Origin of the sequence: Bordetella genomosp. 6 (assembly GCF_002119705.1) — a bacterium.
Lineage (GTDB): Bacteria > Pseudomonadota > Gammaproteobacteria > Burkholderiales > Burkholderiaceae_B > Bordetella > Bordetella bronchiseptica_F.
Map to the genome: position 1 here is coordinate 3247146 of NZ_CP021107.1, position 23026 is coordinate 3270171.

The window sequence follows — 23026 nt, forward strand, 5'->3', positions numbered from 1 at the left end:
GATGGCCGGAACTTGGTAAAACCATGGGAGCATGTCAGCCCTGCCCCGCCCCGCGCGCGGGAACTTTTGACGCCTCGATTTAGTCTTATATAAGATATAAGACATCAACCCAACCGCCACTTTGTCCCGCATTGCATGACAAGCGCGTCAAAACGCCTGAAAATGGCGGCTTTACGCGGTCACACCACGGAGTCCATCATGCCGCACAATACGTTCGACACTCTCAAGACTTTCAAGATCGGCAAGAAAACCTGTCAGCTCTATTCGCTGCCGGCCCTGGGCAAGGCCCTGGGCGTGGATGTACAGCGCTTGCCGGTGTCCATCCGCATCGTGCTCGAATCGGTGCTGCGCAACTGCGACGGCGCCAAGGTCACGCAGGAGCACGTGCGCCAATTGGCCAACTGGCAGGCCAACGCCAAGCGCGAGGACGAAATCCCGTTCGTGGTGGCGCGCGTGGTGCTGCAGGACTTCACCGGCGTGCCGCTGCTGGCCGATATCGCCGCCATGCGCTCGGTGGCGGCCAAGATGGGCAAGGACCCCAAGCGCATCGAGCCGCTGGTGCCGGTGGACCTGGTGGTGGACCACTCGGTCATGATCGATTACTTCGGCACCAAGAACGCGCTCGACCTGAACATGAAGCTGGAGTTCCAGCGCAACCGCGAGCGCTACCAGTTCATGAAGTGGGGCATGCAGGCCTTCGACACCTTCGGCGTGGTGCCCCCGGGCTTCGGCATCGTGCACCAGGTCAACCTGGAATACCTGGCGCGCGGCGTGCACCGTGACAAGAACAACGACGTCTACTACCCCGACTCGCTGGTGGGCACCGACAGCCACACCACCATGATCAACGGCATCGGCGTGGTCGGCTGGGGCGTGGGCGGCATCGAGGCCGAGGCCGGCATGCTGGGCCAGCCGGTCTATTTCCTGACGCCGGACGTGGTCGGCGTGGAGCTCAAGGGCAAGCTGCGCGGCGGCGTGACCGCCACCGACCTGGTGCTGACCATCACCGAGATGCTGCGCCGCGAGAAGGTGGTGGGCAAATTCGTCGAATTCTGTGGCGAAGGCACCGCCAGCCTGTCGGTCACCGACCGCGCCACCATCGGCAACATGGCGCCCGAGTACGGCGCGACCATGGGCTTTTTCCCGGTCGACGAGCGCACCATCGATTATTTCGAGGGCACCGGCCGCACCGCCGAGGAAATCGCCGCCTTCGAGGCCTATTTCAAGGCGCAGAAGATGTTCGGCGTGCCCAAGGCCAAGGACATCAACTACACCAAGCTGCTGACGCTGGACCTGGGCACCGTGGCGCCGTCGCTGGCCGGCCCCAAGCGCCCGCAGGACCGCATCGAGATCGGCAACGTCAAGAGCACCTTCACCGAGCTGTTCTCCAAGCCCATCGCCGAGAACGGTTTCAACCAGCCGGCCGACAAGCTGCACCAGACCTACAAGACCAGCGCCGGCACCAAGGTCAAGAACGGCGACATCCTGATCGCCGCCATCACGTCGTGCACCAACACGTCCAACCCCAGCGTGCTGCTGGCCGCCGGCCTGCTGGCCAAGAAGGCGGTGGAGGCCGGCCTGAAGGTGCCCAAGCACATCAAGACGTCGCTGGCGCCCGGATCGCGCGTGGTCACGGAATACCTGACCAAGACCGGCCTGCTGCCCTATCTCGAGAAGCTGGGCTTCGACGTGGCGGCCTACGGCTGCACGACCTGCATCGGCAACGCGGGCGACCTGTCGGCCGACCTGAACGAAGCCATCCTGGGCAACGACCTGGTGTGCTCGGCCGTGCTGTCGGGCAACCGCAACTTCGAGGCCCGCATCCACCCGAACATCAAGGCCAACTTCCTGGCCTCGCCGCCGCTGGTGGTGGCGTACGCGCTGGCCGGCACGGTCACGCGCGACCTGATGACCGAGCCGGTGGGCCGCGGCAAGAACGGCGACGTGTGGCTGGGCGACATCTGGCCGAGCACCGACGAGATCCAGGCGCTGCTCAAGTACGCCATGAATCCGACCGCGTTCAAGGAAAACTACAGCCAGGTAAAGAGCAACCCCGGCAAGCTGTGGGAGAACATCAAGGGCGTGACGGGCGAGACCTACAACTGGCCTGAATCGACCTACATCGCCGAGCCACCGTTCTTCGAAGGCTTTGGAATGACGCCCGCCGCGATGCCGGCGGTCAAGGGCGCGCGCGCGCTGGGCATTTTCGGCGACTCGGTGACCACCGACCATATCTCGCCGGCCGGCTCCATCAAGGAGACCTCGCCGGCCGGCAAGTGGCTGAAGGAGAACGGCGTGATGAAGGCCGACTTCAACAGCTACGGGTCGCGGCGCGGCAACCACGAGATCATGATGCGCGGCACGTTCGCCAACGTGCGCATCAAGAACCTCATGATCCCGGCCCGTCCGGACGGCAGCCGCTTCGAAGGCGGCGAGACGCTGTTCCAGCCCACCGGCGAGCAGATGTCGATCTACGACGCCGCCATGAAGTACGTGGCGCAAGGCACGTCTTCGGTGGTGTTCGGCGGCGAGGAGTACGGCACCGGATCGTCGCGCGACTGGGCCGCCAAGGGCACGCAGCTGCTGGGCGTGAAGGCCGTGATCGCGCGCAGCTTCGAGCGCATCCACCGCAGTAACCTGGTGGGCATGGGCGTGCTGCCGCTGCAGTTCAAGGGCGGCGACAGCGCGCAGTCGCTGGGCATCGTGGGCAATGAGACGTTCGACGTTTCGGGCCTGGAGGGCGGCATCAAGCCGATGCAGGACGTCACCCTGACGATCCACCGCGCCGACGGCTCGCGCCAGGACGTGACGGTGCTGCTGCGCATCGACACGCCGATCGAGGTGGATTACTACCGGCATGGCGGCATCCTGCCGTTCGTGCTGCGCCAGTTGCTGGCCGCCTGACGGCGTCCCGCCTTCGGACCTGCGTGACCCGAGCCCTCCGGCCTGCTGGCCGGAGGGTTTTTCATTGGGCGGGCTCAGACGGCGCGGGTAATGCCGCCATCGACGCGGAGGTTCTGGCCGGTGATGTAGCCCGCCCCGTCGGACAACAGGAACGCCACCGTGGCGGCGACCTCGTCGGCCTTGCCATAGCGTCCCATCGGCACGCTGTCGCGCCGCTGCTCGGTGGCGGGCAGGCTGTCGATCCAGCCGGGCAGGACGTTGTTCATGCGGACGTTGCGCGGCGCGTAGCTGTCGGCGAAGATCTTGGTGAAACTGGCCAGCCCGGCGCGGAACACGGCCGAGGTCGGGAACATGTCGGATGGCTCGAAGGCCCAGGCCGTGGAGATGTTGACGATGGCGCCGCCGCCCTGCGAGGCCATCACGGGCGCAACCAGGCGGATCGCCCGCACGGCGCTCAGCAGATAGACGTCCATGCCCAGGTGCCAGTCGTCGTCGCTGATCTCGAGCAGGGGCGCGCGCGGGCCATGGCCGGCGGAGTTGACCAGGGCGTCGATGCGCCCCCATCGCGCCATGGCCAGATCGACCAGCCCGCGCACGTCGTCGTCGGACTGGTTCGAGCCGGTCACGCCGACGCCGCCCAATGACCGGGCGAGCGCCTCGCCCTTGCCCGAGGACGACAGCACCGCAATGCGATAGCCGTCCCGGGCCAGCCGGCGCGCCGCCGCCGCTCCCATGCCGGACCCGCCCGCCGTGATCAGCGCGACTTTTTCCATGGACACGAAGTTCTCCTGGGGTTTGATGTAAGAGCCATCATCCCACGCAGGCGGTAAATCCTCACGCGATGAATAAACGCGATAAAGTGTAGAAAAACTACTGCCTGAGACCATGATCCCGGCCCGCCGCAAACTGCCCTCGTTGAATGCCCTGCGCGCCTTCGAGGCCGCCGGTCGCCGGTTGAATTTCCGCGCCGCGGCCGACGAGCTCGGCGTCACCCAGGGCGCGGTTGCCCAGCAGGTGCGGGGCCTGGAGGCGCATCTCGGCGTGGCGCTGTTCCAGCGCCTGGCGCGCGGGCTGGCGCTGACGCCGCCAGGCTCGGCCTATCTCGCGGATGTGACGCGCGCCTTCGACACCCTGGCCGAATCGACCGGCCAGTTGCTGGCCCGCCCCGACATGGTGACGATCAGCGTGACGCCCACCGTGGCCGCCAAGCTGCTGATTCCGCGGCTGGGCGAGCTGCAGGCGGCGCTGCCCGGCGTGGTGTTGCGCACGCTGGCGACCGAGGCTGTGGCCGACTTCGAACGCGACCAGGTGGACCTTGCCGTGCGGCTGACCCGCACGCCCCTGCCGGCCGACCTGCAGGCCCGGCTGCTGTTTCGCCAGGAATTGGTGGCCGTGGCCAGTCCGCACCTGGTCGGCGCCCGGCCGCTTCCGCTGGACGCCGCGCAATTGCGGGCGCTGCCGCTGCTGCACGACGCCCACGATCACTGGCCGCGGTACCTGCGGGCGCGCGGCAAGCTGCCGGGCGCGGTGTTCAATCAAACGACGCTGGCGCTGGATGCCGCCCTGGCCGGCCAGGGGGTGGCGCTGGCGTGCCGGGCCTTCGTGGCGGCCGACCTGGCCGCCGGCCGGCTGGTGCAGGTGACGCAGGAAAGCGCTGTCATGGGCCCCGACTTTCTGCTGGTGCGCAGGCGCTCGCCACCGCCCAGGCAGGCCGCCGAGGCGGTATGGCAGTGGTGCGCGCAGTACCTGGCGCACCCCTGAGCGCGGCCGCGGCTCAGGCGCCGAACTGATAGGCGTCCATGGCCAGCGCGCCGTATGCGACCTCGTCGTTGAGGCGGCGCGCGGGCGCGCCGCCCGCCCCCAGCGCCACGTACAGCGGCATCAGGTGGTCGTCGTGCGGATGGGCCCGCGCGGCGCCCGGCGCGCGCGCCTGCCAGTCCAGCAGCGCTTCGACGTCGCCGGCGGCCAGGTGCTCGGCATACCACTGCTGGAACGGCGCCACGTAGTCAGCGGGCGGCGCTCCGTGCGGCATGCGCACATCGCGCAGATTGTGCGTGAGCGAACCCGAGCCGATCACCAGCACGCCGTCGTCGCGCAGCGGCGCCAGCGCCTGGCCCAGCGCATACTGGCCGCGCGCGTCGCGATCCATGTCCAGCGACAGTTGCACGACCGGCAGGTCGGCTTGCGGATACAGGTAGCGCAACGGCACCCAGGCGCCATGATCGAGCGGACGCCGCGCATCGTTGCCGGCCTGGATGCCGGCGCGCGCGAGCACGTCCACCACTTGCTGCGCCAACTGGGGCGAACCGGCGGCCGGGTACTGCAGCTGGTACAGGTCGGCGGGAAAGCCGCCGAAATCGTGCCAGGCGACCTGGCGGTCGCGGGTCGAGACCGCCAGGCCCTGCCCCATCCAGTGCGGCGAAACCACCAGCACCGCGCGCGGGCGCTCGGGCAGCCCCTCGCTCCAGGCTGCCAGCGCGGCGCCGGTGCGGCCTGGCTCGACCGCCAGCATGGGGGAACCGTGGGAAACGAACAAGGTGGGCAGGCGCATGGCGAACTCCGGCAAACAGGGATGCCTTATTGTCGGAATTTTCAACCCAGCAATAAACTCCATGACTATCCATAGACTATTGCCAATATAGCAACAACATGATCCGACCCGGGCAGCCCGGACAGGTACACTATGAGGTTCGCCACTTTATTTCGTCTGATCTCACCTCATGGCCCGTACCCGCAGTCAATCCTCTCCCCGGCTGAACCGCGACGCTTCGCGCCTGGTGGCGCTGGCCCACGCGCTCGACCGCTCAGGCAGCAAGGTCGAAGACCTGTACTGGGAGGCGCAGTTGGCCGAGGCCATCACCAAGCTGCTGCGCGGCGGCCACGACGCGCCGCTGGAAAGCGCGCTGGACAATCTCGCGCAAACCGATCCCGGCGCCTACGAAGTGCTGATCGAGCAGTCCGAGACGCTGTCCGAATCGATGCAGATCGAAAAGAACGGCAGCCGCCATGACGTGATGCTGCTGGTGGCGCCCGTCGTGGCGTGGACGCGCTACACGATTCCCACCGGGCCGATCCCCGCGCCGGCGCAGCAGGCGCTGCTGGCGCAGCTGCATGGCCACATCCTGGCCGACGGCGTGCGCGTGGCCTTGATGCCGCACCTGGTCAGCATCGACCAGATGCCGCGCACTTTCGCCGAGACCTGGCAATGGCTGCATCGCCTGGGCACGCAGGCGCTGGGCGCGGAAACCGCCAAGCCCGCGTTGAACGACGACGTGGAAACCGCCAACATGCTGGCCGACACGCGCTACGTGGTGGCGGCCGTGGCCGTGCCCGAGCGCGCGCCGGTGTTCCGCTGGCAGGAGCACTGGGACGACCCGCAGGCCAGCCGCGACGCCTGCCTGGCGCAATGGGTGGAACAGGCCCAGCCCACGCTGGCCGCGCTGCTGCCGGGCTGTGGCATCGAATGCCTGCTGCCCGACGCCTATTACGTCAGCAACCGCGAAGCCGACCGCCGGGTGCGGCCGCTGTCCCTGCGCGCCGCCATCTCCTGGCTGGAAAGCGCGGTCAACCTGGAGCCCTCGCAGATGCGCGCGGTGGTGGCGGGCTGCGGCGAAGCCCGCATCGACGAATACCGTATCGGCTTTACGGCGCGCAACAGCAACGACGTCTATTACGGCTGCGTATGGCCGCTGTACGGGCGCGAGGACGACATCCCGGCCGACGAAGGCCTGCCCGACGCGGTCGACGAGATCGCGGCGCTGCTCAAGGAATACGGCGTGAGCGACGTGCGCCGCATCCCGGGCGTACTACCGCCCGAGTATTGCGAGGACTGCGGCGCGCCGCACTTTCCCAATCCGCTGGGCGAGCTGGTGCACGCGGAATTGCCGGAAGACGCCGAAGCCGTGCCGGCCAAGTTCCACTGACGGGATCGCGCCGCCATGCGCGCCGATATTTTCTGCCGCGTCATCGACAACCTGGGCGATATCGGCGTGTGCTGGCGCCTGGCGCGCCGCCTGGCGCACGGGCGGCGCTGGCAGGTGCGCCTGTGGGTGGATGACCTGGCGGCGTTCGCGCGCATCCAGCCCGGCATCGCGCCGGACCGCGATCAACAGGTGTGCGACACGATCGAGATCCTGCGCTGGGACGACCGGGCCGACTGGCCGCAAACGCCGGGCGACGTGGTGATCGAGGCTTTCGCCTGCGATCCGCCGCCGGCGTACGTGGCGGCCATGCGGCGGGCGCAGCCGGTGTGGATCAACCTGGAATACCTCAGCGCCGAACCCTGGGTGGAGACCTGCCACGGCCTGCCCTCGCAGCGCGCCGACGGCCTGGTCAAGCATTTCTTCTTTCCCGGCTTCAGCGCCGCCACCGGCGGCCTGATCCGCGAGCCGGGGCTGAGCCGCGACCGCGACGCCCTGCAGACCTCGCGCGCGCAGCAACGGACGCTGCTGCGCGCCCTGGGCCTGGACGAGGCGGCCCTGGCCCGCCGGGACGACGGCGCGCGGCTGGTGAACCTGTTCTGCTATCCGGACGCGCCCTACCAGGCGCTGGCCCGCACCCTGATGCAGGACGCGCGGCCCACGCTGCTGCTGGTGCCGCAAGGCGTGGCGCCCGAGCTGCCCGAACCCGGGCAACACGGCAAGCTGACGCTCGCGCGGGTGCCCTATGTCAGCCAGCCGGACTTCGACCGCCTGCTGTGGTGCGCCGACCTGAATTGCGTGCGCGGCGAGGACTCGTTCGTGCGCGCCGCGTGGGCGGCCCGGCCGCTGCTGTGGCAGATCTATGCGCAAGCCGAGAACGCCCACCTCGAAAAGCTGGAGGCGTGGCTGGCGCGCTACCCGGCGCCGGCGCCTGCCCATGCGCTGATGCGGGCCTGGAACCAGGCGCCCGGCGCGCTCGCGCCGCGGCAGGCCCTGGCCGAGGCGCTGGCCGAACCGGCCTGGGGAGAATGGAACCAGGCGGCGCGCGCCTGGGACGCCGCCCAGGCGGCACGCCCCGATTTGGGGGACGCTCTTGCGGATTTCTGCGCGGAACTGGCCAAGACAAGCTAGAATAGAGAGTTATCTGAGTTGCTTTGCCCGGATCGGCCGGTGCTCAAGGCCTCACTTTGACAGCCTCCCGGGGCGCAGCGGTTGCCTGAAAGCACAGCGCGCAAGCACGGCGAGTGCGCAAATCACCCCGGAGTTTTAATCGATGAAAACCGCTCAGGAATTGCGAGTCGGCAACGTGGTCATGGTCGGCAAGGACCCTCTGGTCGTCCAGAAGACCGAATACAACAAGTCCGGCCGCAACGCCGCCGTCGTCAAGCTCAAGTTCAAGAACCTGCTGACCGGCTCGGGCAGCGAGTCCGTCTACAAGGCCGACGAGAAGTTCGACGTCGTGGTGCTGGAACGCAAGGAATGCACGTATTCCTACTTCGGCGATCCGATGTACGTCTTCATGGACGAAGAGTACAACCAGTACGAGATCGAAGCCGACAGCATGGGCGACGCGCTGAACTACCTGGAAGAAGCCATGCCCGTCGAAGTGGTCTTCTACGACGGCCGCGCCATCTCGGTCGAACTGCCCACCATCCTGGTGCGCGAGATCACCTACACCGAACCGGCCGTGCGCGGCGACACCTCGGGCAAGGTGCTCAAGCCCGCCAAGATCAACACCGGCTTCGAACTGAGCGTGCCGCTGTTCTGCGCGATCGGCGACAAGATCGAAATCGACACCCGCACCAACGAGTACCGCAGCCGCGTCAACTGATGCGCGCGCCGCGCCAGGGCGCAACCGAAAACGGGCCGCATACGCGGCCCGTTTTTTTACGCCGGCGAGGTGCCTGTCCCAGCATGGGAACTGACATCCGCGGCAGGACGTGCCTATCCCCACTGGGACAGGCACGCCGCGCTACGCCATGAACGGTTGACGACCAAGACGGCATCTGCCCCGGCGGGACAGGCACCGAATCTAATGCGGCGTGGCCGCGCCCGCGCACGCCGGCGAGGCGGCGGCCGCGCGCAAGTAGGCGATGAGGTCGGCGCGCTCGCCCGCGTCCGGCACGCCCGCGTAGGTCATGGCGGTGCCGGGCACGGTTTTCAACGGGTCGGCCAGGAAGCGGTCGAGCGTGGCCGCGTCCCAGGTCAGGCCGGAGTCTTTCATGGCCTGCGTATAGGCGAAGCCGGGCACGCTGCCGGCCTTGCGCCCGAGCAGGCCGCAATGGCGCGGCCCCACCCGGTCATAGGCCAGCGCGTGGCAGGCCAGGCAGCGCGCGTAGACCTGCTCGCCGCGCACCGGGTCGGGCGCGCCGGCCCACGTGGCCGCCGGCGCGGCCAGGGCCAGGCACAGCGCGCCGGCCCGCCAGGCCAGGCCGGCGCTCATGATACGAAGGCCGAAGGGACCGGGGGCTCGCCCAGCGCCTGGCGCAGCACGGCCCAGTGCATCGCCTCGTCGCCCAGTATGCTGGCCGCGGCCTTGGACAGGTCGCGGTTGGCGAACAGCGGCACGGCGCCCAGGTAGGCGCTGACCGCGCCCTGCTCCAGCTTCGCGGCAAACCGCAATACGTCGGCCTGCGACTTCAGCTGGCTGGCCGGAAACGCATAGCTGCGCCTGGCCGCCACCGGCTGGCCGCCCAGTTTTTCCACGGTCTTGCCGAGCACGTCGGCATGCTCCTTGTGATGGCCCTGGAAGGTCAGCGCGAGCGCCAGCACGGGCTTGTCCAGCAGCTTGCTTTCGGCGCCCAGCTGATAGGCGGCGATGGCCTCCAGTTCGGCCGCCAGCGCGGTGTTGAGGATCTGTACATCCTGGCTCGAGCCCGAGCCGGCTTGCGCGGCCAGCGCATCCTTGCCGGCCAGCAGCGCGACCGCGGCGGCCGAAAGAACCAGGCCACCCTGGCCGAGGAAGCGGCGGCGCGCCGCATAGGGGCTGGATATCTGCAGGAACGACATGGCTGTCTCCGTGGCGATGGACGGCCGGGCTGGACGGAACTGCCGGCCCGCGGCCGCGGCGCCGGCGAACCGGCGTCGGACCATCCGCCCTGGCGAACAGTCCTGCCTGTTGGATGAGGCGGCCGCCCTTGCCGTTCCTGCGCCGATCAGGCGCCGGCGGCCTCGCCCCGCCGCGCCAGCACGGCGGCCACGATACGGTCGCAGCGCTGCCCGTCAAACGAGAAGGCGTCGCCGATCGCCATGTCGACATCGCGCGACAGGCCTTCGCGCAGCAGGCCGCGGGCGCGGAAAAAGCGCGTGCGCACGGTTGCTTCGGGAATATCGAGCGCCTGCGCGACCTCCTCCACGCTCAGCTCCTCGACGGCGCGCAGCACGAACACGCTGCGAAACGCGTCGGGCAGCAGATCGATGCGCGCCTCCATCAGGCGGCGGATCTCGGCCCGCATGGCCTGGCGGTCCGGCTGCTGGTCGATTGCGTCGTGCAGCCACTCCTGGTTCTGCAGTTCGGTCGATTCCATGGCGGCATCCAGGGGAATGACCTGCGCCTGCCCGCGCCGCAGCCGGCCCAGCGATTCGTTGATGACAATGCGCACCAGCCAGGTGGACAGCCGGGCGTCGGCGCGAAAGCTGCCCAGCGCGCGCCAGGCGCGCAGATAGGCCTCCTGCAGCGCGTCCTCGGCTTCGGCGTCGCTGTGCAGGATGCTGCGGGCGGTGCGAAACAGCAGGCGGTTGTGGCGCCGCATGATGGTTTCGAACGCGCTGTCCTCGCCGGCGGCCGCGCGCGCGGCCAATTGGGCGTCGGCGGCCAGCTCGGGAGCCGGCGCCTGGGGTTGCAGTGGTGATGGGTGCATGGTGGTGGCCTCCACGCATTGGATGGCGCGGGCCGCGCCCGCGTTCCCGCCCGGCGCTTATTGCATGCGCTCGTCGTCGAGAAAGGCCGGCAGGCTGACGACGTCGATGCCGTCCTCGGCCAGCGCGGCGCGTTCCTGGGGCGTGGCGGTGCCGCGGATCGGCCGCTCGTCGGCCTCGCCCTCGTGAATGCGGCGCGCCTCCTGGGCAAAGCGCGCGCCGACGTTCTCGGTGTTGCGCACCAGCTCGCGCACCTGGCGCAGCACGGCCGCCTGCAGGCGCGCCATGCGCGCGGCCTCGGATTCCGGGGCGGGCGCCGGCGCGGCAGCGGGCTGATGCAGGTGCGCCACGTTCAGGCGCGGCGCGGAAAGGCGCTTGGTGATGCGGGACGACTCGCAGACCGGGCACGCGATCTGGCCGCGCGCCTGCTGGGCGTCGTAGTCTTCATGCGAGCCGAACCAGCCTTCGAATACGTGGCCTTGCTCACACTGCAGATCGAATACTTTGAGTGCCATGGCGTCTATATGAGGGCGATCCGGCGAAAATACAAGCGTGGCCGCCGATGCGCCGCCCCGCCATCGGGCGCGGCGGGCCGCCGCGCCGTCCGGCCTGTGTTACTTGCCGCGCTTGGCCGGCGCCGCGACGCGCGCCTGCTCGGCCTGCAAGGCGTCGATCTGGCGCTGCATGGCGCGCAGCTGGGTGCGCACTTCCTGGCGCTGTTCGGACAGCGCATCCGCTTCCTGGCGCGATTGGGCCTGGCGTGCCGCGACCTGCTGCTCCTGCTGCTGGCGCAGCGCCTGGTCGGCCTGCAACGCCGTCAGCTCCGCATTGCGCGCGCCGAGCTGCTTCTCAGCGTGCGCATACTCGGCCTGCAGGCGGATACGCTGGATATCGACCTCGGCGAGTTCCGCCGTCTTGCTGGCGAACGCGCGATAGGTGGACTCGGCCTGGTTCACCGATTTGGTCTTGAGTACGCGCCAGAAATCCTTTTGTTGGAAAAGCGCGACATAATAGGTGAGCTCATCCGGCTTGTAGAGCAGGCTGGCGCCATAACTGCCGTTGTAGGTCGTACGCAGCTCCGACACCTGGCGCGCCTGGATCAGGCCTTGCAGCTCGCTGACCGTGGAAGCGGGACGCGCGGCGGGCGCGGGGGCCGGCGGCTCGACCGGCGCGGCGGCGGCCTGTTTTTCCTCGACCTGCTGCACCACCGGCCGGCTTTCCGATTGCGCGCTGGCGCAGGCGGCCAGGCTGGACAGGGCCAGGCCGGCGACGGTCAGTCGCGCGCCGGCGCCCAGATAGCGGATTTTCATTCCTTCCCCTCAGCAATAATCTTTCAACTATAGCAACTTATCGCGCGGTTTCGTAAAACCTCTGGCCCAGACCGGTTCATGACGGGTCGGCCACGCCTTCGGCCGTTTCGGCCTGCGCCTCGCCCAGCCGCAGCTTGCGCATTTTCTCCCACAGCACCTTGCGGCTGATCCCCAGGTGGTGCGCGGTGTCCTGGCGGCGCCAGCCGTTGGCCTCCAGGGCGGCGAGCACGCGCTCGCGCTCGGCGCGCTCGGCCTCGCTGAAGGCCGGCGCCTCGGCATCGGCGGCCGGCGCCAGCGGCGTGGCCCGGGCGTGGCGTTCGAACACCTGCTCGATGCGCGGCTGGTCCCAGGCGCGCAATTGGCGCCGCAATATGGCGACGCGCTCGGCCAGGTTCGACAGTTCGCGCACGTTGCCCGGATAGCGCGCGGCCGACACGCGCTGCTGCAGCCAGGCCGGCGGCTCGTCGTCGATGCCCTGCTGTCTGAGCAAGGCCGCGAAGATCGCCATCTTTTCGGCGGCGCCGCGCGCCTCGAGATTGGGAATGTGCAGTTCGATGACGGCCAGGCGATAGTACAGGTCGGCGCGGAACTCGCCCTGCGCCACCAGGGCGCGCAAGTCCTTGTTGGTGGCCGCGACCAGCCGGAATTCGACCGGAATCGTCACCGTGGAGCCTAGCCGCGTCACCGCGTTTTCCTCGAGCACGCGCAGCAGCTTGACCTGCTGGTACGACGGCAGGTCGCCGATTTCGTCCAGGAACAGCGTGCCGCCGCTGGCCTGCTCGAAGTAGCCTTTGTGCGCGCCGACGGCGCCGGTGAACGCGCCCTTGGCGTGGCCGAAGAAATGGGCCTCGAACAGGCCTTCCGGAATGGCGCCGCAGTTCACCGCCACGAACGGCCCGCTGGCCCAGGACGACTGGTCGTGCAGCAGGCGCGCGACGCGCTCCTTGCCGACGCCGGTCTCGCCATGGACCAGCACGTTGGCGCGCGCGTCGGCGAACATCTCGGCCTCGGCCAGCAGGCCGCGCATGGCGGGCGAAACCGCGATCATCGCGGGCGCCGGACGCGGTTCGTCGATGGCGGCCGCGCGCGCCACGCCGGCCAGCCGGAACAGCAGGCGGCGCAGCTCGGCGCCGGTGAAGGCCAAGGGCAAGGTATACGAGTAGGCCGGCGCGTAGTAGCGCGGATCGTGGTTGCGTTCCTCGCCAGCCACCCAGATCACCGGGATGCCCTGGGTGGCCAGCCAGTCGAATCCGGCAAAGCGCGCGTCGCCCATGACGCTGACCGACACCAGCCCGACGGCCGGGCGCGCCGCGTCGCGCGACGGCGGCAAGGCGGCCGAATTGTCGACGTGGATCACCGTCGCCTCATAGCCGGCCAGCGCGCGCTCGGCGCGAAAGGCGATGTCCGAAGTGCCTTCCCAGACATACACATCGACAGCGTCGCAAGCCAGCGCCTGGTCGCTCATGCGTGCCTCCGGAAAGTCGAATCAGTAAACAAGCTGTACTCCTTTGCCATCGCAATCGATCGACATCATGTGCACATCGGTCACGCCCAGGCGCAGGCCCAGCACGTTTTCGATGAGGGGCCGCAGCAGGTCGGCGCCGATCATGTTGAGGATGTCGGCCAGCGGCTTGAGCAGGTAGCCCAGCAGCACGACGATCGCGTTGGGGGGATTGCCGCCCGAAGGCGGCGTGCTGTTGCTCAGGGCCTTGCCCAACTCGTTCACGCAACCCGCTTCGCTGCCCTGGTAGCCGGCCAGCAGCGACCAGGTCGCGCACTGGTTGGTGGGAAACAGCACGCCCAGGATGCCGCCCAGGATGTCGCCCAGCAGATCGACCAGGTTGCCGACCAGGCCGACCACGTTGCCCAGCAACCCCACCACGTCCAGCGTCACCAGATTGCCCAGCAGGCCGAGCGTGTTGGCGCTCAGCCCGCCCAGGAACCCCGTCAGGCCGTTCGAGTAGTTTTCGATGTTCTCGATGCCGCGCGACCAGCGGGCCCGCCGGCAGTCGTAGCCGGCCTTGCCGGACGCCCCGGGCGAACAGGCAGCCACTTCGGCGGCGGTGTCGGCCCAGATCTTGCCGGCCAGGTCCTTGCGCAACTCACCCTGGTCTGCGCCGCCCAGGCCCGCGCCGCCCTGCAGGGAGTTGCCGATCAGCGCGGCCAGCAAGGCATCGACCAGGTCCTTCACCGTATCGCCCAGCGCCAGCTCGTTGCCCAGCGAACGGCGCTGGCCCGCGTAGTAATCGTCTTCGCTGGTGGTCTGCAGCGCCGGGACCACCAGCGGCGGGTCGGGGTTGAGCGAGGCGAGGTTGACGCGCCTGCCCAGCAGGTTCAGCTCCAGCCCCAGCAGGCGCCTGCGCGTCAGGTTCTCGTCGCAACTGGCCGTGGTGGAGAACGGCCAGTCGGCCAGCTCGGGGCCCGTCAGCCCGGCCGGCGGGCCGCCCAGGCAGATCTTCAGCAACGACGACTGGGTGCTGACGACGGCCAGGTCGCGGCCGGCCGCGTCGCGCGCGTGGCACAGCGCCTCGATGGTGCCATGGCCATTGACCACGTCCACCGTGAGCGGGATGTCCAGGTCCAGCCGCACCAGTCCGCCCAGCAGGGAGCCGGTGTCCAGCTTGAGCGGCGCATGCACGCGGATCTGCGAGGTATAAGCCGTGGCGCCCACGCCGCCGATGGCGATGGACGGCGGCTCGACCACGCTGCAGCGCGCCGGCCCGCTCATCAGCAGGGGCACGGCCACGCCGCAGGCGACGGCATGGCCCGACGTGGCCACGCCAATGGCGGTGGCCAGCACTTCCAGCGCGTCGAGCTCGACATTGAGCGCCGAGGCGGCGTCGGGCGCCTGGATGTTGGCGAACAGGCCGCTGGCGCGCTCGGCCGTCTCCGAACCCAGCCGCACCGCCAGGTCCTTGACGCCCACCGCCGTCTCGATGGCCTGCACCAGGCCCACGTTGGCGTCGAGCAGGCCGTCGCGGTCGGCGGCGCGCACCACGGCGTCGAGCACGCCGTCGAGCGCGCTGACATTGGCCGAGAGCAGTTGATTGAAGTCGGCCACCGAGATGTCGGCCGGCACCGTGATGCCCAACGCATCGAGCAGGCCGGCCGGCGTGATCTTCACCCCGGCCAGGCCAATGTCGTAGCCCAGCACGGCGGTGCCGCCGATGTCCAGCCCGACCTGCTTGAGCAGCCGGGTCAGTTGGCCCGACCCCGTGGCCAGCAGGCCCGTGCCGACCGAGAAGGCCGCGATCGGATCGGCCGGGCGCGCGGCGATGGCCTCGACTTCCAGGGTGCGGCCGCCCAGGAACGGGAACAACGCCCGCACCGGCATGCCAAGCACCACCTCGACGGCGTTGTAGCGTTCGCCGGCGTCGGCGGGTTCGCGCACATAGCGCGGCGCCAGTTCGGTCTCGTCGCGGGCCCAGCGCCAGCACTTGGGCTCGATGCTGAGCCCCTCGTCGGCGCGGCTGCCCAGGTTGGCGCGCACGCTGGCCCGCACGGCCTGGCCGGCGGCGCCGCAGGCGGCCTCGTCGCCGGGGCTGAGCACCTGCACCCCGGTCAGCGCAGCCAGGTCGGCGGTCTTCTGCAGCTCGCGCTTCATATAGAAGAAGTAGCCCAGTTGCGCCGCGCCCAGCAGCGCCAGGCCGATCAGGATGGCCAGCGCCGCCGGGATCAGGATGGAGCCGCGCTGGCGGCGCCGCGCGCGCAACGGGCCGGGACCGTTCATGGACACAGGCGCCTCAGCCCCCGCCGCCGCCCGAGCCACCGACGTTGTCCTCGATGCGCTCGCCGAACCACTGGGGAATGGGTTGGCTGAAACTCTCCAGGTAGCGTTGCCACGCGGCGCTGGCCACCGGCCCCTGCAGGGGCAGGCCCGGCCCGGCGCGCCGGCCATCGGCCTGCGCGGCGAGCAGGCCGCGCGTGACCGAGCCGACCGCGTCGTCGTCGGCCGCCGGGGCCGCCGGGGCCGCCGCGGCGGGCGCGGCCGGCGCCGCGACCTGGCGCACCACCGGCCGTTCGGGGGCCTGCGCCGGCACCGGGCTGGCCACGGCCGCAGGCGCCGCGGTCAGGGGAGGATTGGTCTGCGCCGCCGCGCCGGCGGCCAGGCTGGCCAGCGCCGCGCACAGCAGCAAGCGGGGAAGATCATGGGTGGTCATGCGATTCTCCAGTCGGGCTCATTGCAGCAGCGGCGGATTGCCGAAGCGGTCCATGACCGGGCGCTGCAGCACCGGCATCACCATGGCCTCGCGGCCGGCGGCCTGCGCCACGGGCACCGCGGCGGGGGTGGAAGCGCCGGCATGGCGCGTCTGGTTGGCCAGCTCCTGCACGCGCTGGCGCGCCTCGGGGCTCAACGCGGCACGGTCCATGACCTGGCGCGCGCCCGCATAATCGCCTTCGACCAGCAGCAGCAAGGCCAGGTTGCCCAGCACCTTGGCGTTGGCCGGCGCCAGCTCGGCCGCCTGCCCCAGCGGCAGGCGCGCGCCGCGCGGATCGCCGGCCCGCAGCAAGGCATACCCCAGGTCGTTGAGCATATTGGCGTCGGTGGGCCGCAGCCGCGTCGCGCGCGCCAGGTAATCGGCCGCCTGGTCGAAGTCGCCGCGGCCGCCGGCCAGCAGGCCCAGGCCATGCCAGGCGGCGGCGGCCTGGTCGGTGCCGGTCAGCGCGCGGTAGGCGCTTTCGCTTTGCGCGATCTGGCCGGTCATGCGCAAGGCATCGGCGCGCATGACCGCCACCTGGGGCGAGTCGCCGAAATTCTGGCGGTAGGCATCCAGGTAGGCCAGCGAGGCGAAGTAGCGCCCTTCCCGCTGCGCCTCGCGGATCAGCGACAGCGCCAGTTCCGGCTTGGCGGCGATGCGCTTGCGCTCGTCGGCGTCCTCGCGCTGCTGCGCCAGCGCCTGTTCCTGCTGCTGTTGCTGCATCAGCTGCATGGCCGTGTCGACGTTGCTGGTCTGGCAGCCGCCCAGCAGCAGCGGCGCGGCGGCGGCCAGCGCGATGCCGAGACGGTGTGATCGTTTCATTACCCTTCCCCCATGACTTGCGACATGCCGCGCAGCAAGGCGACAAAGCCCGAGCCGCCGGTGATGATCAGCAGCGCGGGCAGCAGCGTCACGACCATGACGCCGGTCATCTTGACCGTCAGCCGCGCCACCCGCGCCTTCAATTCGAGCCGGCGCCGCTCGCGCACGCGCTCGGCAAAGCGCGCCAGCGGATCCTGCACGGCGCCGCCGTGGCGATCCACCTGCACGATGAGCCGGCAGATGGCGCTCAGGTCGTCGTTGTCGAAACCCTGCGCCAGGCGGCTGAGCGACTGTTCGCGCGTACGCCCGCGGGCATACTGTTCGGCGGCGATCTTCAGCTCGCCGCCGAGCACCGGCATGACGGAGCGGAAATCCTGGATCAGCACGTGCATGCTCTGGTCCACCGACAGGCCCACGCCCTGCAGCAGGCGCAGCAGGTCGATGAACAGCGGCAATTCCGTCTCGGCGCTTTCGCGGCGCCTGGCGATGCGCCGCAGCAGCATCCATTTGGGCAGCATCCAGCCCAGCCCGAAGCCCAGGAAGACGGCGCACGCGACGTAGGCCAGCGGCATGTCCGCATAGCGCGCGCGCAGGCCCAGCCACGCCGCCACGGGAACCAGGCAGGCCAGCAGCAGGCGCCCCAGCATGAACCAGGCGCGGGCGCGCGCCGGATTGCGGAACCCGCAGGCGTCGATCAGCTTGCGGTCGTCGATGGCCAGCAGCGAGTCGCCCAGCTTGCCGTGTTCCAGCTTCGCGCCGGCTTGCTCGGCCGCGCTGGCCATCGCGGCCATGCGGCCGGCCGGCGGCGGTTCGGCGACGTGGCCGTCGCGCGCGGCCAGGGCGCGATCGACGACCTCGCGGCTGCGTTGCTGGCGGCCGGCGCGCGCCACCAGGGCCGCCCCCACCACCACGCAGGCCACCATCAGCACCAGCAGCGCGGCCACCAGCAGCATGCGGGTCTGGGAATCGGCGAGCAGTCTGTCCATGGCGAGTCCTACACCGAGCGGGCCATGCGATACAGCCAGTACGAACCCCCGGCCTGCAGCACCATGGCGAATACCAGCAGTCGAAAGCCCATGGGGTCGTGCCACATGCCCATGAACAGCTGGTTGTTGAAAATGATGATGAACAGCGCCAGCCCGATGGGCAGCAGGGCCAGGATCCAGGCCGACAGACGCACCTCGGCCGACAGCGCGGTCAGTTCGTCGCGCGCCTGCTCCAGGTCGCGCATGAAGGCGGCCATGCGCTCGAGCACCTGGTCGCTGCGGCCGCCAAAGCGCAAGGCCAGCGCGATGACCGCCGACACCAGGAACAATTCGCGCAGCCGGTACTGGCGCGACACCTGGTGCAGGGCCGCGTCCAGGTCCTTGCCCGAGCGCACCTGGCTGTCGGCGCGCTGCAGGACTTCCAGCAGCGGCTGCTCGACGCTGCCAAGGGCATTCTGGAACGCCGCGTTGACGCTGTTGCCGATGGTGATCAGGCGCACCAGCGCGTCCAGGAACGCCGGCAGCTGATGCACCATGCGCCGGCGCCGGCGATCGGCCTTGAGCCAGAGGCGGAAGTACGACAGCAATACGACCAGCAACAAGGCGGCCGCCGCCGAAATCCACCCGCCGAACAGCCACGCCAGCGCGGGCACGCCGACGTGCGCGCCGATCAGGGCCGCGAGAAAGCGCGGCGTGGGCTCGACGCCGGCGCGCAGCAGCAGCTGCCGCCAGGCGCCGTTCGACACCGGCAGGCGGCGCCGCGCGGCGGGCGCCGGCGCGGCCTCGGGCTGGCCCGGCCGCAATTCGAGCTGGCGCTCCAGGAAGGCCTCGCTGGCCTGGCGGCGCGCGCCGTCGCGGGCCTGCCGCAGCAGCAATGCGGCCGCCGCCAGCAGCGCCAGCGCCAACGCGCCCAGGAGCCAGGCCATGAGGCTCATCGCCTGCGCCCCCAGAAGCCGCCGCCGCCCTCGGGCTCGCTGTCGGGCGCCGCGCCGCGCAATTCGTTGCGCATGCGCGCCAGCTTGGGCGTGTGGGGCAGGATGCCCAGGCTCACCCAGTTGTCCTTCTCGTCGCCGTCGGGCGTCGCATAGGCTTCGTAGCGGTACAGCTCCTGCGTGGCGATCACCGCGTCGCCCATGCCGGTCACTTCGGTAATGGAAATGACGCGCCGCTTGCCGTTGGGCAGGCGCCCGATCTGCACGATGAAGTCCAGCGCGCTGGCGATCTGCCGGCGCAGGCTGTCCTCGCTGCCCTGGAAGCCGGCGAACCCCGCCAGCATTTCGATCCGGTACAGGCATTCGCGCGGCGAGTTGGCGTGGATCGTGGCCATGGACCCTTCGTGCCCGGTGTTCATGGCCTGCAGCATGTCCATCACTTCGGCGCCCCGCACCTCGCCCACCACCACGCGGTCGGGCCGCATGCGCAGGCTGTTGCGGATCAGGTCGCGGATGCTGACCGCCCCGGCGCCGTCGAAGCCGCCCTGGCGCGCCTCCAGGCGCACCACATGCGGGTGGTTCAACGACAGCTCGGCCGTGTCCTCCACCGTGACGACGCGTTCGGTTTCGGGAATGAAGAACGCCAGCGCGTTCAGCAGCGACGTCTTGCCCGAACTGGTGCCGCCCGACACCAGGATGTTGCAGCGGCTTTTCACCGCCGCGTTGAGCAGGCGGAAGATGTCCTCGTTGAACGAGCCCAGGGTAAGCAGGTCATTGGGCTTGAGCGGATCCTGGCGGAACTTGCGGATCGACACCATGGGCCCGTCGACGGACAGCGGCTCGATCACCACGTTCAGGCGTCCGCCGTCGGGCAGGCGCGCGTCGACCATGGGGCTGGATTCGTCCAGCCGGCGTCCCAGCGGGGCCAGGATGCGGCGCACGATGCGCAGCACATGCTGGTTGTCGGAGAAGCGCACGGTCTCGCGGGCCAGCACGCCGCGGCGCGACACGAACACGTTGTCGCTGCCATTGATGAGGATGTCCTCGACGTCGTGGTCGTTCAGCAGGTCCTCCAGCGGCCCCAGGCCGGCCAGCTCCTTGGTCAGCGCGGCGGCCACCTGGCCCAGCTCGCCCTCGTTGATGGCCACGCGGCGCAGGCGCACGAAGCTGGCGACCTCGATATCCACGAATTCCTGGATGGCGGCGCGGGTCCAGCGGCCGAACTCGGCGCCCAGCTCCTCGATGCGCGACAACAGATGTTCGTAGGCCTGGCTCTTGACGTCCTGGAAGCGCTCGGACGCGACGAATTCGCCGCCGCCCGCGGCGCCGAATTCCATGGATGGCGGCATGATCATGATGTGTGTCAGCCCTCAACGACATTGGTAAGGCGATGCACGCCGGGCAGCCAGTTGGCCAGCCAGCTGTTGTGCCGGGCGCGCGGCGCCTCGCTGCCGGCCAGCAGCCGGTCGACCAGCGCTTGCACGGCCCGCACGTAGATATCCCGTTCGGCCTGCTCGTGCAGCAGGCGGCCCTGGTTGGTGCAGACCATCAGCGGCAGCGTGCGGTCGGGCAGCGTGCCGGCCAGTTCCAGCCCGAAGCGTTCGGCGATCTGCGTCGCGCTCATGCCGTAGCGTTCGTCGTAGCGGTTGACCACCAGCCGCAGGGCCGACTTCTCGACGTGGAACTGCTCCAGCTCCTGCACGGCGCCGGCCAGCGACACCAGCGCGCTGACGCTCTGGTCGGTGACCAGCCAGGTTTCGTGCGAGGCGCGCGCCAGCTTGGCGACGAATTCCGGATTGGCCAGGCCGCCGGCGTCGGTGACCAGCGTGCCGTAGTGCTGGCGCAGGCGCTCGAACAACAGCAGCGAGTCGTTGGGCGACAGCGCCCGCACCTGCTCGACCTCGCGCGGCAGCGCCAGCGCGCTGATGCCCGAGGCGGTGTGCGCCATGGCCGAATTGAGCAGGGTGCCGTCGAGGCGGCTCAGGTTGCGGGCGGCTTCGGCGAAATCGAAGTCGCTGCTGATGTTCAGGTAGAGCAGGCAATCGCCGATCGGCCAGCCCAGGTCCAGCACGCCGACGCGGTCGGACAGCGGCAATTGCGCTGCCATGACCTCGGCCGAGCGGACCGGCTTGCCGGCCACCGCGCCCTGGCGCGCCAGGGCCGCCTGCGCCATGCGCTCCTGCGTCAGGCCCGCCATGTGCACGGCCAGCGTGCTGGCGCCCACGCCGGGACGCGCGCCGAGGATCAGCACGCTGCGGTGTTCGCCGCCCGAGCCGCCGCCGACGTGGCGGTTGGAGACCAGGCGCTGCACCACGCCGTGCACCTCGTCGGGCGAGACCGACGGATCGACGAAGTCGCTCACCCCGGCGCGCAAGGCGGCAATGGCGCCGTCAGGCTGCGCCAGATAACCGACCGCCACGCGCGGCACGGCCGGCGCCACGCGCGCCAGCACGCGCGCCAGGTCGGCGGCCAGCAGCAGCTTGCCGGGGTCGGCCTGTCCGCCGGTGAAATCGAGAAACACCACCTGCGGGTCGATGTCCGCGAGACGGCGCGCCAGCTGTTCGGGCTCGGGCAGTTCCTGCGTCAGCAGGCCCAGGTCGCCGATGGCATGGCCCAGTTGCTGCGCCACGTCGTTGTCGCCGGAACAGAAGAGAAAGCAGGCGCTCTTGTCCAGAGCCGCCCATTCGCGAGCGTGTGTCTTCATGTTCGTCACTGTGAAAAGCCCGGCATCTGCTGGCCGCTCATCGGACCCAGCAGGTAATAGCCCCAGGCATTGAAGCCAGCGTCGCTGACCTCCTGGCGCGCGCCCGGCAAGGGCAGCGTGACACCGCGCGCGATGGGGCGAACCAGGCGCGGCGTGACCACGATCACCAACTCGCGATCCTCCTGGGAATACTGCACGTTGCGGAAGAACGCGCCGATGATGGGCAGGTCGCCCAGCAGCGGCACCTTGTTGACGCTGGCCTTGGTCTGGCGCGACACCAGGCCGCTGATGACGAATGTCTCGCCATCGCCCAGCTCAACCATGGTGTCGGCCTTGCGGGTACGCAAGGCCGGGATCACCGTGATGCGATTGTTGCTGTCGATGCTGGAAATGCCGTTGGCGTAGTCCAGCTCGCTGGCTTCGGGCGCCACCTTCAGCGCGATGCGCTCGCGCGAGATGACCGTGGGCGTGACCGTCAGGCCGATGCCGAAGGGCTTGAACTGCACCGAGGTCGTGCCCAGGCCGGCCGATACCGGAATCGGAATCTCGCCGCCGGCCAGGAAGCTGGCGCTCTGGCCCGACATGGCCAGCAGGGTCGGCTCGGCCAGGACGCGCGCCATGCCATTGTTCTGCAGCAGCGCCAGCGACGCGCTGAAATCGCGGCTGGTATAGGACAGCATGCCGAACATGCCGCCGCTGGCCAGGTCGGGCAGCAACGACACGCCGCCCGACCACGGACCGCTGTCGGCCCTGAAGTTGAGCCCGACGTCCTTCATGACCGAGCGCGCGAGCTCGACCACTTTCACTTCCACCTGCACCACGCCGCTGGTGTTGATCTGCGACATGTCGACCACCTTGTCGTTGCCGCCCGCGGCGGCCGCGGCAGCCTCGGCCGCGCCGCGATGCGCCTCCGCCGAGGGCGCCATGCCGGTGACCACGCCGCTGTCGCCGGCCATGTCGACCTGCGCGCCGCCGCCGATGCCGCGCCGCGCCAGCGCGGCCTGCACTTGCGGCAGCACGCGCACCGTCCAGACCTGCGGATCGCGCGAGCCGCGGCTCCAGACCCGCAGCTCGGTGGTGCCGGCCTGCCGGCCGATCAGCAGCACCTCGCCCGGGCGGCCCACGCCGGGCGCCAGCACCTTGACATCGGCGACCTGCGGATCGGCGATGGCCACGCGCGACGGCGCCGCGTCCAGGCGCAATGGCTGCTGGCCCTTGACCTCCAGCAGCAGTTCACGCGCCTGCGCGGCGCCGGCCGGCGCCGCCGGCTGCGCCGCCAGCGGCGCGGCCGCGCCCAGGCACGCCAGCGCCATAGCCCATCCTGCCCAGTGCCTGCCGACCTTATGCTGTTTCATTCGCCCTGCTTCCTGTCTGCGTCATGACCGCGCCGG

21 protein-coding genes are annotated in these 23026 nt (G+C 69.8%); 5 read left to right on the plus strand and 16 right to left on the minus strand.

Annotation, left to right across the window (positions count from 1 at the left end):
• Positions 1-198: 198 nt before the first annotated feature.
• Positions 199-2904 carry an aconitate hydratase AcnA gene (gene acnA / locus CAL11_RS15190; RefSeq protein WP_086093376.1) on the plus strand — a complete coding sequence of 902 codons (2706 nt, stop codon included), beginning with the start codon at positions 199-201 and terminating at the stop codon, positions 2902-2904.
• Positions 2905-2978: 74 nt separating this feature from the next.
• On the opposite strand, the gene CAL11_RS15195 is transcribed toward acnA, so the two are convergent.
• Complete coding sequence (locus tag CAL11_RS15195) at positions 2979-3677, minus strand: SDR family oxidoreductase (RefSeq protein WP_208617587.1); 699 nt, start codon at positions 3675-3677, stop codon at positions 2979-2981.
• Positions 3678-3789: 112 nt separating this feature from the next.
• Here CAL11_RS15195 and CAL11_RS15200 point away from each other — a divergent pair, with 112 nt between their 5' ends.
• Complete coding sequence (locus CAL11_RS15200; protein ID WP_086093378.1) at positions 3790-4665, plus strand: LysR substrate-binding domain-containing protein; 876 nt, start codon at positions 3790-3792, stop codon at positions 4663-4665.
• 13 nt (positions 4666-4678) lie between these two features.
• Here CAL11_RS15200 and CAL11_RS15205 read toward each other — a convergent pair whose 3' ends face one another.
• The gene (locus CAL11_RS15205) at positions 4679-5455 is read right to left on the minus strand and encodes a DODA-type extradiol aromatic ring-opening family dioxygenase (protein WP_167382514.1); all 777 of its coding nucleotides are present in this window, start codon (positions 5453-5455) and stop codon (positions 4679-4681) included.
• A 169-nt stretch (positions 5456-5624) separates the two neighbouring features.
• Between CAL11_RS15205 and CAL11_RS15210 the strand changes: the two genes are divergently transcribed.
• The 3 genes from CAL11_RS15210 to efp all read left to right on the plus strand — a co-directional run bounded on the left by CAL11_RS15210 (position 5625) and on the right by efp (position 8655).
• Positions 5625-6827, plus strand: a complete 1203-nt coding sequence (locus CAL11_RS15210; protein WP_086093380.1) for a DUF2863 family protein — start codon at positions 5625-5627, stop codon at positions 6825-6827.
• Between the two features lie 15 nt (positions 6828-6842).
• Entirely contained in the window at positions 6843-7955 is a 1113-nt protein-coding gene (gene earP / locus CAL11_RS15215; protein ID WP_086093381.1) for an elongation factor P maturation arginine rhamnosyltransferase EarP, read from the plus strand.
• A 142-nt stretch (positions 7956-8097) separates the two neighbouring features.
• Positions 8098-8655, plus strand: a complete 558-nt coding sequence (gene efp, locus CAL11_RS15220; protein ID WP_033465446.1) for an elongation factor P — start codon at positions 8098-8100, stop codon at positions 8653-8655.
• A gap of 201 nt (positions 8656-8856) precedes the next feature.
• Here efp and CAL11_RS15225 read toward each other — a convergent pair whose 3' ends face one another.
• The 14 genes from CAL11_RS15225 to CAL11_RS24515 all read right to left on the minus strand — a co-directional run bounded on the left by CAL11_RS15225 (position 8857) and on the right by CAL11_RS24515 (position 22990).
• Complete coding sequence (locus tag CAL11_RS15225; protein WP_086093382.1) at positions 8857-9267, minus strand: c-type cytochrome; 411 nt, start codon at positions 9265-9267, stop codon at positions 8857-8859.
• Positions 9264-9833: a ferritin-like domain-containing protein gene (locus CAL11_RS15230; RefSeq protein ID WP_086093383.1), complete on the minus strand. Its 570-nt coding sequence runs from the start codon at positions 9831-9833 to the stop codon at positions 9264-9266. Before CAL11_RS15230 ends, CAL11_RS15225 begins: the two co-directional genes overlap by 4 nt.
• Positions 9834-9979: 146 nt before the next feature.
• Positions 9980-10684, minus strand: a complete 705-nt coding sequence (locus CAL11_RS15235) for an RNA polymerase sigma factor (RefSeq protein WP_033465440.1) — start codon at positions 10682-10684, stop codon at positions 9980-9982.
• Positions 10685-10741: 57 nt separating this feature from the next.
• Complete coding sequence (locus tag CAL11_RS15240) at positions 10742-11197, minus strand: DUF1178 family protein (protein WP_033465438.1); 456 nt, start codon at positions 11195-11197, stop codon at positions 10742-10744.
• 99 nt (positions 11198-11296) lie between these two features.
• Positions 11297-11992 (minus strand): DUF2968 domain-containing protein, encoded by a 696-nt coding sequence (locus tag CAL11_RS15245; protein WP_033465436.1) that lies wholly within the window; start codon positions 11990-11992, stop codon positions 11297-11299.
• Positions 11993-12068: 76 nt separating this feature from the next.
• The gene (locus tag CAL11_RS15250) at positions 12069-13457 is read right to left on the minus strand and encodes a sigma 54-interacting transcriptional regulator (RefSeq protein WP_086093384.1); all 1389 of its coding nucleotides are present in this window, start codon (positions 13455-13457) and stop codon (positions 12069-12071) included.
• Between the two features lie 21 nt (positions 13458-13478).
• The gene (locus CAL11_RS15255) at positions 13479-15722 is read right to left on the minus strand and encodes a TadG family pilus assembly protein (protein ID WP_086093385.1); all 2244 of its coding nucleotides are present in this window, start codon (positions 15720-15722) and stop codon (positions 13479-13481) included.
• Positions 15723-15735: 13 nt separating this feature from the next.
• A complete protein-coding gene (locus CAL11_RS15260; protein ID WP_086093386.1) occupies positions 15736-16152 on the minus strand; it encodes a DUF3613 domain-containing protein in 417 nt (138 codons plus the stop codon).
• 18 nt (positions 16153-16170) lie between these two features.
• Positions 16171-17013 (minus strand): tetratricopeptide repeat protein, encoded by an 843-nt coding sequence (locus tag CAL11_RS15265; RefSeq protein WP_033462595.1) that lies wholly within the window; start codon positions 17011-17013, stop codon positions 16171-16173.
• Complete coding sequence (locus CAL11_RS15270; protein WP_086093387.1) at positions 17013-17999, minus strand: type II secretion system F family protein; 987 nt, start codon at positions 17997-17999, stop codon at positions 17013-17015. Before CAL11_RS15270 ends, CAL11_RS15265 begins: the two co-directional genes overlap by 1 nt.
• Before the next feature lie 8 nt (positions 18000-18007).
• Positions 18008-18934 carry a type II secretion system F family protein gene (locus tag CAL11_RS15275; RefSeq protein WP_033462593.1) on the minus strand — a complete coding sequence of 309 codons (927 nt, stop codon included), beginning with the start codon at positions 18932-18934 and terminating at the stop codon, positions 18008-18010.
• Positions 18931-20286, minus strand: a complete 1356-nt coding sequence (locus CAL11_RS15280; protein ID WP_033462592.1) for a CpaF family protein — start codon at positions 20284-20286, stop codon at positions 18931-18933. Before CAL11_RS15280 ends, CAL11_RS15275 begins: the two co-directional genes overlap by 4 nt.
• An 8-nt stretch (positions 20287-20294) precedes the next feature.
• On the minus strand, positions 20295-21644 hold the full coding sequence (locus tag CAL11_RS15285; protein WP_086093388.1) for a pilus assembly protein CpaE: 1350 nt from the start codon (positions 21642-21644) through the stop codon (positions 20295-20297).
• A complete protein-coding gene (locus CAL11_RS24515; protein WP_086093389.1) occupies positions 21641-22990 on the minus strand; it encodes a type II and III secretion system protein family protein in 1350 nt (449 codons plus the stop codon). The genes CAL11_RS15285 and CAL11_RS24515 overlap by 4 nt, the downstream gene beginning before the upstream one ends.
• Between the last annotated feature and the right edge of the window lie 36 nt (positions 22991-23026).

Bases quoted from the DNA above. Each gene is read 5' to 3' on its own strand.
- acnA (WP_086093376.1), top strand. From the start codon at position 199: ATGCCGCACAATACGTTCGACACTCTCAAGACTTTCAAGATCGGCAAG.
- CAL11_RS15195 (WP_208617587.1), bottom strand. From the start codon at position 3,677: ATGGAAAAAGTCGCGCTGATCACGGCGGGCGGGTCCGGCATGGGAGCG.
- CAL11_RS15200 (WP_086093378.1), top strand. From the start codon at position 3,790: ATGATCCCGGCCCGCCGCAAACTGCCCTCGTTGAATGCCCTGCGCGCC.
- CAL11_RS15205 (WP_167382514.1), bottom strand. From the start codon at position 5,455: ATGCGCCTGCCCACCTTGTTCGTTTCCCACGGTTCCCCCATGCTGGCG.
- CAL11_RS15210 (WP_086093380.1), top strand. From the start codon at position 5,625: ATGGCCCGTACCCGCAGTCAATCCTCTCCCCGGCTGAACCGCGACGCT.
- earP (WP_086093381.1), top strand. From the start codon at position 6,843: ATGCGCGCCGATATTTTCTGCCGCGTCATCGACAACCTGGGCGATATC.
- efp (WP_033465446.1), top strand. From the start codon at position 8,098: ATGAAAACCGCTCAGGAATTGCGAGTCGGCAACGTGGTCATGGTCGGC.
- CAL11_RS15225 (WP_086093382.1), bottom strand. From the start codon at position 9,267: ATGAGCGCCGGCCTGGCCTGGCGGGCCGGCGCGCTGTGCCTGGCCCTG.
- CAL11_RS15230 (WP_086093383.1), bottom strand. From the start codon at position 9,833: ATGTCGTTCCTGCAGATATCCAGCCCCTATGCGGCGCGCCGCCGCTTC.
- CAL11_RS15235 (WP_033465440.1), bottom strand. From the start codon at position 10,684: ATGCACCCATCACCACTGCAACCCCAGGCGCCGGCTCCCGAGCTGGCC.
- CAL11_RS15240 (WP_033465438.1), bottom strand. From the start codon at position 11,197: ATGGCACTCAAAGTATTCGATCTGCAGTGTGAGCAAGGCCACGTATTC.
- CAL11_RS15245 (WP_033465436.1), bottom strand. From the start codon at position 11,992: ATGAAAATCCGCTATCTGGGCGCCGGCGCGCGACTGACCGTCGCCGGC.
- CAL11_RS15250 (WP_086093384.1), bottom strand. From the start codon at position 13,457: ATGAGCGACCAGGCGCTGGCTTGCGACGCTGTCGATGTGTATGTCTGG.
- CAL11_RS15255 (WP_086093385.1), bottom strand. From the start codon at position 15,722: ATGAACGGTCCCGGCCCGTTGCGCGCGCGGCGCCGCCAGCGCGGCTCC.
- CAL11_RS15260 (WP_086093386.1), bottom strand. From the start codon at position 16,152: ATGACCACCCATGATCTTCCCCGCTTGCTGCTGTGCGCGGCGCTGGCC.
- CAL11_RS15265 (WP_033462595.1), bottom strand. From the start codon at position 17,013: ATGAAACGATCACACCGTCTCGGCATCGCGCTGGCCGCCGCCGCGCCG.
- CAL11_RS15270 (WP_086093387.1), bottom strand. From the start codon at position 17,999: ATGGACAGACTGCTCGCCGATTCCCAGACCCGCATGCTGCTGGTGGCC.
- CAL11_RS15275 (WP_033462593.1), bottom strand. From the start codon at position 18,934: ATGAGCCTCATGGCCTGGCTCCTGGGCGCGTTGGCGCTGGCGCTGCTG.
- CAL11_RS15280 (WP_033462592.1), bottom strand. From the start codon at position 20,286: ATGATCATGCCGCCATCCATGGAATTCGGCGCCGCGGGCGGCGGCGAA.
- CAL11_RS24515 (WP_086093389.1), bottom strand. From the start codon at position 22,990: ATGAAACAGCATAAGGTCGGCAGGCACTGGGCAGGATGGGCTATGGCG.